The 15,528-nt window shown below is 67.7% G+C and carries 4 protein-coding genes; 1 reads left to right on the plus strand and 3 read right to left on the minus strand.

What is annotated here, in order from left to right:
- Positions 1 to 1,549: 1,549 nt before the first annotated feature.
- From ACFY0P_RS12160 to ACFY0P_RS12170, 3 genes are all read right to left on the minus strand, one after another.
- Positions 1,550 to 6,931, minus strand: coding sequence for a hypothetical protein (locus tag ACFY0P_RS12160; RefSeq protein WP_388910372.1), 5,382 nt, complete (start codon positions 6,929 to 6,931; stop codon positions 1,550 to 1,552).
- A 158-nt stretch (positions 6,932 to 7,089) separates the two neighbouring features.
- Positions 7,090 to 8,784, minus strand: coding sequence for a hypothetical protein (locus ACFY0P_RS12165; protein ID WP_388910375.1), 1,695 nt, complete (start codon positions 8,782 to 8,784; stop codon positions 7,090 to 7,092).
- The gene (locus ACFY0P_RS12170) at positions 8,784 to 12,989 is read right to left on the minus strand and encodes a protein kinase (protein WP_388910379.1); all 4,206 of its coding nucleotides are present in this window, start codon (positions 12,987 to 12,989) and stop codon (positions 8,784 to 8,786) included. Before ACFY0P_RS12170 ends, ACFY0P_RS12165 begins: the two co-directional genes overlap by 1 nt.
- A gap of 150 nt (positions 12,990 to 13,139) precedes the next feature.
- On the opposite strand from ACFY0P_RS12170, the gene ACFY0P_RS12175 reads away from it, so the two are divergent.
- Positions 13,140 to 15,275, plus strand: a complete 2,136-nt coding sequence (locus ACFY0P_RS12175; RefSeq protein WP_388910382.1) for an AIPR family protein — start codon at positions 13,140 to 13,142, stop codon at positions 15,273 to 15,275.
- The last annotated feature ends 253 nt before the right edge of the window (positions 15,276 to 15,528 follow it).

A 15,528-nucleotide genomic window follows, 5' to 3' on the forward strand; every position in this document is an offset into this window, starting at 1 on the left:
CCGAGCCCCTCGGCCGACAGAGAAGCAGCCCCGACCAGCACATTCGCTGGCCGGAGACCACCGACAGCAGACGAGTGGGGCTCTCCGCCTAGAGCAGTCTGGAAGGGGTCGGACGGGACGTCTGCTCGCTGCTGCCTTCGCATACCGCAGGCGAACCCGGCGGTGGTCGCGTAGTCCGCGAGCCCATCGACGGCTGACTCGTGCGGCACCCGCAGTTGACAGCGGGCGGATCACGATCCCATCCCGACTCGCCGCACGCGGTCGGCAAACGGGTCGTTGGCCGGCCGGGCGGTCAGGGGCGCACCGGAGACGGAACGGTCACCGTGCAGGTTCCGGGACGGGCGCATCAGCAGGCTCGGCTCCGACAGCCGGACGGTGGTCCTGCGCGATGACCGTCAGAAGTCGGCCGAGCACAGGCACCGGATCACGGCGGTCATCGCCTGCCACGTTGCCCGTGCCGGCGGAACGGCCGATGAGCTGAGCCGGCTGCTGCTACACCCCAACACGAGGGCAAACGGTCGGCACTGCACATCGCGCTGCGCGCTCCGGGTAGGCTCACGGCCTGGAGTACATCCGCCAGGCTTGGGCCAGCGCCTCGACCACGGTCGACAGCCCTAGGGCACTGGGGCCGGGACGAGGCGCACAAGATCCTCACCGCACTGCGCGACCGGATCGAAATAACGTCCTGGCATGGGGAAAACAGGGGCTACCCGCTCTGCGGGTGCTCCGGGCGCATCTAAACTTCGCCGAGATCACGGGCAGCCCCCTGCACCACGCCAGTGGGCGGCAGACCGCCGAGGAGGCCGGGACCCGGACGACGCTCTGGGCCGTCTACGAGACCGTTCTTAAGCCACGTGGCTGGCTGCGCCGCCTGTGGGTCGGCCACGGCCGAGAGGGCTCCGACTGGTACCTCGCACCGAGATGCCCACGCACTTGGCGGCGTTCTGAACATTCAGGAAGCAGCCTTAACCCCAGCTTGGATTGGTTACGCATGCTGTGTCTCCGGGCCAGAGGCTGCCGAAGCAGCGGGCGTTCCATCTTCCCGTCTGCCACACGGATCGCTGCTGGAAGCAGGACCAGAAGCCTGAAAATCGGTGATTTGTTACGGCCACCCTGTCGCGATAGTTCGAGGCAGGCGGTTTAATCTACCGAGTTCGAAGCCGTGGACTTGCACAGAGAACGGACATTCACGACTCTCCGAAGTCGGTCAGTTCACCTCGGCAGGACGACGGCCAGAGTCTCCTGTCAACCCGGATAATGCTCGAGAATAAAAACCCGGCCAGTCGTGCATAACCTAGACCTTCCTTAGACCTACCTTCCGAGTTCAAGCCCAAGGCTTACACATTCCAGGAACCGTGAGCATTCATGCTGCATGATACGCAATCACCCAAAGGCATCCGACCGCCGATCGGTCGCCCAGCAGCCCACCCGCACCCTCTGCCGACATGTAAGTACTGTCACCGAAATCCAACAACTCATACGAGCTAAGCATGTGTGCTCCTCTCGGGCAGTGAAGGTCAGCCAAAATTTCGATGCACCCGGACCGCTGTCATCCAATGGCTGTTTTGGTTGCCCCTCCATGACTCGTCACACGTGGACGGCACTTGATCTTCACAGCGCCGCGAGTGAAGGCTTCATCTGTGGCCTTACCCGACCACACGAACGCCTCACCGGGATTCAGCGCGGCCATCTTCTCCGCAGTCAGGGCGGATAGCGCAGCATTAGCCTTCTGCAAATGCTTCAGCCACGCAGGCGAGGTGAACTTGTGCAGCACCATGTGGTTGGAAAGTTCGATCAGCGAGATCGGCACGGACGGCGGATCCTGGCTGGCCACGAGAATGGACATCCCCTTATGCCGCATTTCACGGACGCTGGAAACCAGGCCGTCCACGAGATCGGGGCTGCGAATGTACTTGTGCGCCTCATCGAATACAACCAACTTGTTGAACACCTGCCCCTCATGGCGGGCATCGGCGAACAGCTGCATGAGGACGACGAACAGTCCCAGCGCCTCGTCCTCTCCGATGTAGCCGTCGCGCAGATCGACGATGATCAGTCGGCCGGGCCGTACGAGATCCTGCAGCCGGGCGTCGTCGTCGATGTACTCGGCGGCCAATTCCAGGCGGTCGTAGGCCAGTTGCTTGAGTGTGTCCGAGAGGGAGGACTGCTCCACTCCGAGCCGGATCGCGTCCAGCGTCAGGTTGTTGCGGTTGCCCTTCATGATTCTGCCGAGCTGGCGGATGTAAAGAGCCTGGTTGCCGACAGCACCCATCAGGAACCGCCAGTGAGCGGCCTTTAGCTCGGAGGACGAGAACTTCAGGGGTCGTACATCCAGATCCGGATACTCCTCTTTGCGCTCCTCCACCATGTCGGCGGGGGCGAGCAGCAAGACGTCGCATAGCGCCGCGGGCTCGGCTCCGTAACGCTCCCGGAGTGCTGCCAGCTGATCCGGGTCGCTGTTGGGCTGGGTCATGCTGGTGAACTCGGGGGCGTAGTCCTGCGTGTCGCTGTAGTGGAAGACGATGCTGGCCAGGGGATGCGGGAGTTCGTTGACACCCGAGGCCAGCAGGCTCGCCATCTCCAGGATCGACCCGAGGGTGTAGCTCTTCCCTCCGCCTTGCACGCCGAACAGACTGATGGTGTGCGTCTCGTTGAGGTCCAGGGCGACCTTCCGGCCGGCGCTAGTACCGAGCAGGCCGTATTGCTTGCTCGGCTTCGAAACCCCGAGGAAGACGTCCGGGACGGGCAAGTTGTTCCCCGGACCAGCCGAGTACGCGGACTCTCCCGGACCTGCCTGGACCGGCATGGTTGGAGTCTGGGAGGACGTCGTTGATGCGGACACGTCCGGTTCCTGATCTGGCAACACGTCCTCGACGTTCGACGATTCCACAACCTGGGTTCCGCCGTCCGCGGGCTCGGAGTCGCGCTGCCCAGCGGTTTCCGGCGTCTCCGCCTCCGTGGACGCCGCCGCACCATCAACCACTTCCGACACGACCTCGTCGTCCAGTGCAGCGCTGAGCGGACCGGGTTCCTCTGGGAGTTCACGGCTGCGGACCCTCGGGCGCAGGGTCTGGGTGGCTTCCCCTCGTTCGATCCCCGCCAGCTCCTTCTCCACCAGCAGATGGGGTGCACTGCGGACCGGCCCGCCGAGATACTCGGTCTCCACGGCGTCCAGCAGTTCGGTCACTTGCCGACGGCCGATACGGTGGAAGGTGATGCCGCCGTCGGTCTCGACGTCCGTGCCGTCCCCGCCCAGGTCGAAGATGAGACCCGTGCCCGCGAACTCCAGGGTGTAACCGTGGTCGAGGTGGTCGAGGAGCCAGCGCGCCTCGTCGTACCCCTTCTCGTCGAAGAGGCCGTAACGGTTGGCGCGCGCCAGGTAGTGGCCGAGGAGCGAGCGGAGGGTGAGGTTCTGAAGCGGACGGTCGGGCCGCTCGACTCGGGGGTCGAACTGTGCGGCCAGGACCGTCCGGCTGTTGTCGATCTGCTGGCTGATCTGCTTCTTCTTGGTGTCGTACGCGCCCAGGCCACCCGCCCCTGTGAAGCACTTGACCTCGATCAACCGGCACACCACGGCTCTGCGTTCGGCGTCCAGGTCGAACAGTGCCAGGTCGGTCCGGTGCAATCTGACCGCACTGTCGCCGGCGGCGGCGCGGCGCTGCGCCTCGCCGTAGAGGTCGATGTGCGCATCCAGCGGGATGAGGACCTGGTTGTGCAGGGCTCCTTGGTACCCCAGGTACAGCCTGGTCAGAGCGAGCCCCAGGACCTCGGTTCGGCTGCTGCTGCCGAGCGCGGCAAGCTTGAAGGCGAAGCTGCCGGAGAGCTCCCTGAGCTGGTCGAAGAAGGTCGTCAGATGGCGTGGTTCGATGCTCAGTTGCTTGTCGTCGAGGACGGGCCCGACCAGCGCGCGCAGCTCGTCGACCGATCGCGACGAGACCACGATGTGATGGCCCATGCCGGTCTGCGCGGTCGCCGAGTAGTCGATGACGTATTCGGGCCGATCGGCTCGGCCGTGATCGAAGTACTCCACGCCGAGGGTCCGGTCCACCGTCACGACCCAGTCACTGGCCTGGTGCACGTCATGCAGCAGAGCCTTGTCCCGGGCCGACAGTCGCAGCGTTATCTGCGGCAGATGCCCGGGGAGTAGCTCTCCGGATGTCACGGCGACCACGGCGGCCGACAGGGCTTCCGGCAGCGCCGCCATCAGGTCACCCGTTTCCTCGGCTCCGGGCACTGGGTCCGTGGCGCCGTGTCGGGGCTGGCGGCTCCAGGCCACGGACTCCTCGTCCTCGGCGTAGTAGCTGGTCAGCTCCTGGACGAGGCCGTGTGCCGCCGCTCTGCCCGAGGTGCGCGCGCCTGGCGCGATGTCGAACTGCTCGCCGCCGAACGGATCGAACAGGATGCTGAGATGGGCGGGGAAATCAGTCGCACGGGTGCGCAGGTCGGCGGCGTCACGCACCACGACGGCGAGCTTCGGCCGCAGCGGGTCACCGGGCGTGCCGAAGGGCTCGGCGGCGGCGGCTCTCGGTCCCGATCCCGGTGAGAACAGATCGGTGACCGCTTCGCCCACCCATGGCTCCTGGGGGTGGTCGGTGAAGAGCCGGACCGTGTATCGCAGATGGGACAGGTGCTTACGCCCCTGGAGCTCGATCAGCATCGAGGCCAGCACCTCGCCCCGGCCGACACCGAGGGCGTTGATGACGAGGCTGTCCGCATAAGGGTGGAGGCGCACATAGCGCTCGACCCGGTCCGCGAGGTCGGCGCCTGTGATCACACCGGATGTGGTGGAGCTGTCGCTAACTCCGAGGGCGGATGCGAGCCGCGAGACTGTCCCTCTCGGGTCGGCGGTCTCGCTGGGCAGGCAGACCTGCCAGTAGTCGGTGAGCTGTCCGGCCGCGAAAGTCAGTTCGCCAGTGGTGAGAGGAACGACGAGCGGGAATCCCAGCGGGGCGAGCCGCTCGACCAGGCTGTGCAGAGTCTCCAGGACGCGGTTCTTGTCCTGGCCCTCGGTACGGTCAAGCCAGTGGTCGGCCAGGGCCGCCTGCCCGCACCACCACAGCACCCGCAGCGGATGGGTCGGGGAGACCAGCACCAGCTGACGCCGCCCGCCCTGCACATCGGCGAGTTCCGCCGCCACGGTGTCGGTGCGCAGCAGCAGCGCAAGTTCGGCCCGGTCCTGCTCGGCTGTGCCGCTCCGGGGGTTCTCCAGCGCGCGGACGCAACGGGTGACCGCCCTGAGGTACGTCTCCGCGCAGCTCTCGGCTTCCTTGCGGATGGTGCGTGGGTCGGTGCCTTCCAGAACGAGCGGCGCGGAGCCGTCCGCGTCGGCGCGGACGGCGGCGAACAGTGTGGCGCGGGCCCGGAGGTAGTCGTCGAAGTCACTGTCCTCGGCAGGAGTGACGGCCAAGGACTCGTCGTCACTGAGCTGCCACCGTCCCGAGGCGTCAACGCTCAGCCGGGGGCCTTCGAGCGCGTGCGGCCGGGCCAGCATCTGTTCCTCGGCCTCGGCGAGCGGAATGGGCAGGTCGACGGTGACCAGCCCGGCGGGCCCGAAGGCCGCCCGCAGCGGCCAGGTCTTGGCCGTTTTGGCCCCCCAGCCAACGGTGCGGCAGGACACCCGCCATGGATCACGGCCTTCAGCCCGTGCGGCAAAGCGCAACCGGTCGATCGCCTGGGCCAGACCGGGAGCATGCTGGGAGCGCTGGACGGGCGGGTCGTCGAACTCGGCGTCGGGGACGACGTAGAAGCGGTCGCTCTCGTGCGGCCGGTGTGTGCCGTCGGCACCGGCAACCCGCATGGGGTCGCCGTTGGTGTCGAGCGGCGTGACCCTGACGAAGTGCCAGCCTTCCTCCCAGTCGGCTTTACGGCTCTTCTTCAGTTTGATGTACGTCTTGTAGACCGTCTTGGCGGACTTGGCCACGGAGAGCGTGGCGGTGAACCCGGTCGGGCTGACAGTGGTGGAGCCGCGATCCTCGTCGGTCTCGCTTTCGGAGAGGATCTGGATCGAGAAGCGTGCGAGGCCGGCGATGTGGCGTGGGTCGGGGTCGACGGTGAAAGACACGGGCAGCGAGGTGAGTCCGCCAGGCAATAGGTACTGCCCGCCGAAGAGCCGCTCCAGCGCAGGATGGTTGCGAAGATCGTCCTCGTTCTGCCCCGCCTTGGGCAGCACGGTCAGTTCGTGGACCTCGATGCCGACCTGTTCGTCTCCGGGCGCGTTCTCCTGCGGCCAGTGGTGGAAGGCGAGCGGCCAGTTGTCCGGGTCCACAGCGATCGCGCGGCACCAGCGGGAGGGGGTGTCGAGGCCGGTGCGGGCGGCGAAGCGCACGAGTCGGCTGACGAACTCCTGTGCCGCCGGCGAGTTCTGGGGGAGCCCCAGGCTCAGCACCCGTTGGCGGTCGGTGGTCGTCGCCTCGGTGAGTTTGGCCACGGTCCTGCGGTTGCGGTCCGCCTTGCGGCCGACCAGCGTCGGATCCTGGAACAGGCCGAAGTCGGGGATCAAACCGAGCAGATGGACCGCCGCCCCGGCCGCCTCGGGATCGTAGTCGTTCTCCCGGAGTGTCAGCAGGTACCGCACCGCCGCCCGGTCGTCCGCGACCGCGCCCCCTTCCTCGGCCTGCCGTTCCAGCAGCTCGGTGACCGCCGGACGCAGTGTGTCGGGCAGCTCGCGCACAAGCGATGCCTTGAGCTTCGCGTGTACGTCGTCGAGGGAGAGCTGCTCGAACGTGGCGACGCCGAAGGAATCCTCGGCGCTGGCCCGGGCGCCCGGCGGTACGAAGACGAGCAGCGGCGGCCGCAGCCCGCCCTCCTCGTCGGGATTGCGTAGTTCGACGAGCTTGGTGCTGGTGACCGCGACGTCAGCGGGGATCCGTCCGTCGCCCGCGCCCAGGACGAATACCTGCGCCTCCGGGACGAGCGTGCGCAGCCCGCGCACCAGTCGTGTGGCGAGGTCGGTGTCCAGATCTCCCAGCCGCATGCAGTGCCCGGCCTGCCTGGCACGCAGTATGGCGGCCAGCCGCGGGAGCAGGGCGTGCTCCAGGGCGTCCCGCCACTGCGCCTCGGTGATCTCGGTCAGTCCGCGTGCCATCGAGTTCACCTCCCACCCGCCATGACGGTGCCGTCCACGGAGATCGCGAACCTGGGCGTGATCACCTGAGTGAGGTACGCGTCGGACAGATCGCTGTAGAAGCCGATCTCCCGCATCCGGGTGGTGAACGCCTCGGCGTTCGCCCGCAGGGCGGCCTGCTCCTCAAAGCCGGCTGCGGGAAATCCGTCGTCGGACGGCAATCGGTCGATGTGGAGGCCGTAGCGGGTGCGCAGGATGTCCATGAACTCGTCCAGCCTCAATTGCTCGGTGTGATACGGGAGACGCGATCTCGTACCGCGCGGGTTGGGCCGCAGCAGCGCGATCTGGACCAGGACCTCCAGCAGTGCGCTGTCCATGACGAAGCGACGCCGGCCCCTGTGCGGCTGGGTGATGACCGCACCTGGACGGTTCTTGAGCAGCAGCGAGTCGATGGCCTCGACGATGTAGTCGTAGTGGTACTTGCCCCGATACGCCATGATCAGCTCGATGTACTGCTCGAAGGCGCTGAGTCCCATCCCCGCCCCGAGCAACGGGCGGACAGCCTCGGGTTGTTCGTCGATCGGCGTCTCATCGAGCAGGTTGTCCATGCGGGACGCGAAGAACCGTTCGCGCCGCTCCCGGTAGGCGTCCGAGCCGTACTGCAGCAGCTCGGCCACGGTAAAGAAGCCGCGGGACGGCTTGGTGATCTCTTTGCTGTCGGCGAGATGGTCGGCGAATTCGCCCAGCTTGCGCACCACATATCCCGCACGCACGAATCCGGGGATGCGCCGTAGCCAGACCTCGGCGCTGCGCTCGGCGAGAGCGGCGGCAGGCGTTCCGGGCACGCCCGCCGCGTCGACGAGCAGTCCCACTCGGAACGGGCAGCTCGCCAAGCCGTCCCCCGGACCGCCTGCACCTGAAGGGCAGTTCTCCGGTCCGCACGAGGGTTCGGCCGAAGAGCGCGCCACGTTGGCAGGCAGCAGTTTCATCGCCTTCAGCTGACCGAGCGCCAGATGGAACGCGAAGAGGATCTTCAGGTACTCGACCATGACGATCCGGGGCAGCAGGTCCTGCATGGACAGCAGCCGCAGGACGTCGTCCGCGAGGAGGTCGGACTGGCCCACGCACAGCGGAGGCGCCGAGTACCAGCCCTTGACGCTCGTCGGGGAGTCCTGCTTGACTTGACTGTTGAGGTGGAGCACGGCCTGGGTCTCGACGTCGACGCTGGTGCCGGGCAGCTGGGTGCCCAGGGCCGGGTCGAGGCCGGTGAAGAAGAAGGCGCGGATCCGCTCCAGGGCCAGCGTGCCGCGGCCGCCACGCGCGTGCCGGAGCATCTCGTAGAGCTGGGCGTCGGCTCCGTAGGCGCGGGAGTGGTTGTAGTTACGGAACTTGTACGTCAGTCCGTGCAGCGGGCGCAGTCCAGCCACGGCTTGGTTGGGCTTGCCGCGGTTGACCATGTCCAGGAGCTGGGTCTCGATCCAGCGCTGCGCGATCTCTGGGGATTCCCTGAACCCCTGGAACTTCTCCGCGTGTTTCTCATCGAGGAACTCGTCCACGAACTCGTCGGCCAGCGCCTTGCCCCGCGCGAGTTTGCTGGTCTGGCCGTTGTGGCTGACCCGCATCAGGAATCCGGTGAGCACGCGGTCCATCTCAACCCGTTTGAAGTCCAGGTAGGACACGCCCAGATGCCGGAACTCGCTGTCCCGCTTGCGCAGCACCATCACTTCCCCTTCTTCGCCGCGCCGTTCGTCTCGCTGGCGGGCCCGAGCCGCAGCGCTCCGTCCAGCAGCCGGGTGATGCGGTGCGGCACGCTGCCCGGTGCGGTGAGCAGCACCTCCTGGTACGAGGTGGCCGACAGCGCGTTCTTGAACACCGCCAGAGCCAGGTTCTGTCCCTGGCGGTCCTCCACTCCTGGCTGATGGCCCGCGTGCAGCCGGTAGAGGAGTTCATACAGGTCGAGGCGGACCACGAGTTCTGCCCGGTGCTCGGCCGATCCGTCGGGGGTCCGTCCCCGGTACCGCACAATGATCTCGCGGGGGCTGGTCTCCACGTAGTCGGATGCCGCGGGCCTGCCCGTTTCGATGGTGAAACGGTCGGCGGGGAACAACCGGTGGCTGCGGACGGTGCCGCCGGGCACGGACCTGACCTGGAGTGCCAGAGCGCGCTCGCCGTCGTACAGGGCTCCGGGCAGGCCTTCGCCCCGGTTGACGGCTTCGATGATCCGGTCCAGTTCCGCCTGCCCTGGCCCCTCCCCGGCGAGCAGGTCGAGGAACCTGCCGCCCGCCCGGTAGGTGAGCAGAGACTTCCATCGCTCGCCGTCCAGGCTCTCGAAGAAAAAGCGGCGCCGGGCGGCGGCGAGGTAGGCACGATGCGCCGTGGCCTCCGTCTGGCCGCCCGCGGGGGTGCGGGGCAGAGCGGCGAACCGGTCGGCGAGGAGCTCCGCGTCGTGGCTGCCGCGCTGGTCGACGGAGATCAGGCTGTGGCCGCCGTCCGGGCCCACATAGTCGAGCTTACGGTCGAGCTGCGGATCGGGCACGGTCGCCACGTCCAGCTCACGCAACTGGGCCAGCAGCCGGTCCAGTTCGTGTGCGCCACCGGTGTGCAGGCCGGCCCAGCTGGTGAAGTAGAAGCTGTCCAGCCGCTCCTGGACACTGTCCGGGCGCTGGTAGAGCTCATGGATCTGGGCGCAGTCCCGGCCCGAGGTGAGCATGTAGGCCAGGGCGGAGCGCAGGTCGCGCAGTGTGATGTGGAGTCGTCCGCGCAGATGAGACATCCGGTACAGCGCGGCGAGCCGCTCGGTGACCACGGGCCCGGCAGTGGGGTGCGCGAAGGTCTGGGCGTTGTGCCGGGCGTAGCAGCGGGGTGCGAGCTCGCAGGAGGCGCAGCCGCTCCAGTATTTGGGGTCGGTCATCGCCTGGACCATGCGATGCAGGATAGAGTCCCCGGCGCCTGCCGGGTCGGCGACCACGTCCCGCGTATTGAGGTTGACGACGGCGACCCCGTGCTCGGCGCCGCCGCCTGCCAGCCCCTTGCGCACGGTGTCCGCGAGCAGCGGGTAGCGCTCGGCGTGCGCGGTGACGAAGTCGATGAGACGGCCCTCGTTGACGGCGATCAGCCGCGTCTGGTCCTGCGGCCAGGCGTCGGCGTCCGCTCCCTGGAAGGGGGTGAGGAAGGCGTCGAGGACGGCGTCGTTGTCCTGGTCTCCTTCGTCCTGGCTGCCGTCGTGGTTGGTGTGGAAGGCGCGGCCCCAGAAAACGAAGTAGTCGCCGTTGGCACGCTTGACACCCTGCTCGGCACCGCGCTTGCGGGCCTCGACGGCCAACTGTTCCAGAAAGGCCGTCTTCCCGTCGCCGGCGTTTCCGGTGATGACGACCAGCCGGTGTCGGCCCGTAAGGACGTCGTCCCGCAGCACGGTGTCCAGAGCGGTGGCCACGTACAGCGGGAACTGCGCCGGGTCCAGTCCCCGAGTACCCGCGTTGGTACGGGAGTTCTGGCTGTACAAGGTCTGGAGGTGGCCGACGAAGGCGTTCGTGCCGTCCCGCCCGGCGTCCGTCGTGCAGACCGGCTCGGGCTCCGGCTGCACTTCCTCGTCACCGCCCCGGATCCGGCGTACCTCTCCTATGGCCCGTACGGCCGCGAGAAATGCCTCCGCGTCCCGGTACCGGTCGGCGCGACGGGGAGCGATCGATCGCAGTAGTACGTTGGCGAAGGGCCGGCTCAGGTCGCCAAGGCCGCTGATCTTGCGCGGGTCCAGCGCCTCCTCGTCCTTGGGCGGCTGCGCACGCCCCGGCCAGGGATACGTCCCGGTCAGCGCGATGTAGGCGGAGACGCCGAGGGCGTACAGGTCGAGGTCGGCGAGCTCCGCCTGTGTGGGGCGTCCCTTGAACCCCGTGTCCGGTGCCTGGTAGCGGGGGGAGCCCAGCGTGGGTGTCAGCGTCGAGTCGGCCGACACCGCCGCGTTGAAGTCCAGCAGCTTTGTGCCATCCGCCGTCCACAGCAGGTTGCTCGGCTTGACATCGCAGTGGTAGACGCCGTTGTCGTGCAGATGGCCGAGCCCGGCCAGGCAGTCCTCCAGAAGCCGTACGACGTCGGCGGCGCCCAGGCGACGCTCGCGTGTGGCCGACGCTTGCAAGTCCTGACCCTCGGCGAACTCCATGCGCAGGTAAGGGAATTGACCCTTGGGAAGCCAGTCGGCGTCGATAACGCGCACCAGGTTCGGGTGCGCGGGCAGTTGGCGCAGGATCCGGTATTCGCCCTTCAGCCGGATGCCGACTGACTCCGGATCACTGGTGATAATTTTCAGGACCTCGTCGGTGTCGTCGAGGGTGTTGAACACCTGGTACACGACACCGAACTTGCCCTGCCCGAGCTTCTTGCGTACGTGGAACTTCTCGGTGAGCCGGAATCCGTCGGGCAGGTTGCGGTAGCTGTAGGGGTTCGACCAGTCGAAAGGGTCGTCGGGCGATCCGCCCCCGGTCGCCGTCCAGCCGATGCCGCCACCCGAACCTGAGGAACCGCTGCCCCGCAGCAGCCGCTCCAGCTCGCCGATCGCCTCCCGGGCTGTCGGACGCGGGGCCGGATCGGCGGCGAGCATCCGGCGGATCAACTCCCCGATCTCCGGGGTTACCTCGGCCGCCTCCAGGCTGTCGGCCAGCCGCGCCCCGCCGGTCACCGAGGGCAGTTCGCCGGTGTACAGCTCATGGAAGAGCACGCCCGCGGCGAAGATGTCGGAAGCGGCCGAGAACCGTCCGGGTTCCTCTACGCACTCGGGCGCGAGATACGCGGCCTCTGCATGCTCGTACGCGTCCAAGGCGACGGTGCCGGCCCGCTTCTGCCCCGTGTGGGCATAGTCGAAGCCGGTGAGCATCGCAGTGCCGTTGCGGGCGACCAGGACCGTGTCCGGGGTGAGGTGCCGGTGCACCACCCGGTAGGCGTGCGCGAGCGCGAGTCCGGACAGCACACCGGACAGGATGCGGCGACGGGCGTCCGCCCCCAGCTGCGCGGGCCCGTCCGTCATCCGCACCCGCAGCGCCTCGGCCTGCACGTCCTTCAGCACGACGAAGTACCCGGTCTCGTCCTCCAGCGGCAGCACCTGCACGCAGGGCACGATGTGCGGGTTGGGGGGCAGCTTGTTCAGCGCCTGGAGGGGATTGCCGATCCGCTCCCGCTCGCGCGTCTGCTCCGCCTCGGGGAGCAGCGGGTCGACGGTGTGCACCTGGATGAGGTACGTCCCCGAGTTCGGCTGGTCCGGCTGCACCGCCCGGTAGACGGACACCCGATCCTCGGCGTCCGCCTCCGCCCCGGCCTCCGGCTGCGGATCCGCTTCTACGAGCGTCTCGATCGCCTCGTAGACCCCGAACCGGCGCACCGACGGCGCTCGCGATACGGCGTTCAGCGCGCGGGCGATGTCCTCATGCAGGCCGGTGATGGACATCTGGGGCGTGTTCGCCCCGAGCCGCGACGGCTGGTGACCGGACAGGAAGGAGACCAGCTCTCGCAGCAGGACGGTGTTCTTCTCGTCCCTCCCGTCGTGGTCCACGAACAGCGCGTCGTCGTACGGCAGGATCACTAGTTCCTCGCACCACACCGATCCGATCAGCGGGGACAGATGCGACTGCCGCAGCAGGCTTCCCACCGTCTTGGCGTGCTCGCGGAACTTCCTGACCGGGCTCGGGAACGGCTGCCGCCCCTGCGGGTACCACTTCTTGCCCCGCACCTCGATGCGCCCGTGCGTGCCCTTGGTGTCGGCGATGTAGCAGGCCCGGTCGGTCAGGATCGCGAGGTCGACCTCGAAGCACTGACGGCCGCGGTAGATCTCGAAGTTGGAGATCACCGTCCAGTCGTCCGGGGCGTTGTCACGGAGGTGGCGCAGGACCATCCGCTCGGCGTCGTTGACGGGGTCGCCGACCTTGATGATGCGCGCCATGAGTGCCCGTGCCCCCCGTTCGTTCCGGTCAAGTGCGGACAGGTGTGAGGTGCCGCACTGCCATGTGCCATGTTCACTTTAATACCAGGGTTTGCGACTCCTCTGCCTTGGTTAGGTTGATTGACGACAGACCGGTGACGGGGAGGGCATGTGTCGTATTCGTTCCACATCCGCAATCTGCGCAAGCGGCTCATCGAGCGGTTCGATTCTCTGATCGACATGTCGGACGAGCCGTCGGCGTCGGAGAAGAAGAAGGAAGAGAAGTTCCTCAGCCGGGGAGTCGCCGCCCTCGCCATCAAGCGTGAGACCGGATGCGCGGACCGGGACGCGGCTCTGTCGATCATCGACGGCCGTGACGACTGGGGGATCGACGCGATCGCGGTCGAGTTGGCGGCGCCGGGACAGGGCGGCCGCCCGCACATCACCCTGGTGCAGGCGAAGTGGAGCGACAACGCCACTGCCGGCTTCGGGCAGAGCGAGGTCGACCGGCTCTTCCGCGGCCTCGATTACCTCCTGAACCTGGAGTTCAACCGGTTCAACAAGCGCATCGAGCAGCATGTGGAAGGCCTGGACAAGGCTCTTGACAGCGGCTCTCCCAAGATCACGCTGCTGCTGGCGCTGGTGACCGACGGCGAGCTCCACCCCGACATCCGGACGTTGCTCGACTCCGAGGTCAAGAAGCGCAACTGGGCCGAGGAAATGGTCGAATGGCGAGTTCTCGACCTTCGCGGCCTGTACCAGGAGATCCTCGGCGAGCACGCCGACCGGAAGATCGAGCTGGAGGCCTGGGTCGAGGGCGTGGGCCGGGAGGAACACCCCTTCACCGCCTACTACGGCACGCTCTCGGCGGCCGATGTCGCCGAATGGTACGAGACCCACGACCGGCATCTCTTCGCCCGCAATATCCGTGACTCGCTGGACACGGACGTCAATGACAAGATTCGCACCACTCTTCTCCAGGAGCCGGAGAACTTCTGGTACTTCAGCAACGGCATCACGCTGCTGTGCGACCGCATCCGCAAGAAAGGCAAGGGCGCGTTCTCGCCGGGCGCTGGCGCCGGGTTCGTCCTGGAGGGGGCGAGCGTCGTCAACGGGGCGCAGACGGTCAGCGCCATGTACCGCGCGATGCAGCGAAATCCTGCCTCGGCCCGGCGCGGCCGAGTCCTGGTGCGGATCATCTCCCTGGAGAACTGCCCCGAGGGATTCGGCGACCAGGTCACGCTCAACACCAACACCCAGAATCCCATCGAGGAACGGGACTGGAAGTCCCGCGACCCGATCCAGACGGGCCTCAGGGACGACTTCGCGCTGTCCCTCGGCCGCACGTACGTGGTCAAGCGGGGCGAGTCGGAGCCCGCCCCCGACAGCGGCTGCACCATGACCGAGGCGGCGATCGCGCTGGCCGCGACCCACAGATCCCCGGATCTGGCCGCGAAGGCAAAGCGGGACACCTCGCTCCTCTGGGACAGGTCCAACTACCAGGAGATCTTCGGCAAGGCGCTGAACACGGCGCCGAGCGCCCACCGGGTATGGCGCTGCGTCCAGCTGGTACGGGCGGTAAAGGCGACGCTCGCAGAACAGAGCGAGAACCTGTTCGGCCGGGCCGCCAGCACCGCCAGCAACGGCGACCTGCTGATCAGCCACGTCGTCTTCCACAACCTGGACACCGAAGGACTGGACGACGAGGCCAAGGACTGGGAGGCCGAGCTGGCACGGGTCCCTGACCTCGTCGAGCGGGCGCTGGGCTGGCTGGTGACGACGATCGACAGGGCCTACGGCCGCAACAGCCAGATCCTCACGACCATGCGCACCCCGGATCGCGTCCGCCTGGTCTCGCGACGCATCCTGGATTCCATGGCCTCCGGCGAGTCCGCCCCGGACAACGCCGACTACCGGGTGGAGGAGCGGGTCCAGGGCAAGCCAGCCCGCTCGACCAACGCCGTCAGCCTCATCGTGAAGTCCGAGCGGATCCCGGTCGGTACGACGCTGGAGTTCCGTCCGGTGACCCGCCCCGACCGGCAGGGCCTGTCGGCCTGGCTCGCCGAACACCCCGACCGCGCCCGCGCGACCTGGGGCGCCAACGCCTCCAAGCCACTGATCTGGGCTCACGACGGCGAGGCATACGCACCCAGCACCCTGGTCCGCAAGATGCGGAAGGAGGCCATGGGCAACAACCAGCAGGTCCAGGGGACCCTGTACTGGCACATCCCGGGCGAGGGTTCCCTGGTCGACCTGGCCGCTGAGCTGAGGGCCGAGGACGAGCTGGACGCGGAGCGGCAGCCGTGAGGCGCGCAGTCGATGCGAGGTGGTGCGCAGGCGACACTTCTCAGTCGGGCCCCACAGCGACCACCTGATCCGGCTCGGTGGCCCACTCCCGGCCGCCGCCGACGGGCCGGAGGAAGGCGAGCCGACGGGCCGGGCGGCCCTCCGGCTCCGGCAGCTCGTCGGCGGGCCGGTAGAGGAGGACGTCCCGCAGGGTGCCCTCACGCCCGGTCCCGGACGAGGGCGCCCACGGGAATGCCGGGAAGACCGGCGGGCG

This window comes from Streptomyces sp. NPDC001714 (assembly GCF_042892755.1).
Classification (GTDB): Bacteria; Actinomycetota; Actinomycetes; order Streptomycetales; family Streptomycetaceae; genus Streptomyces.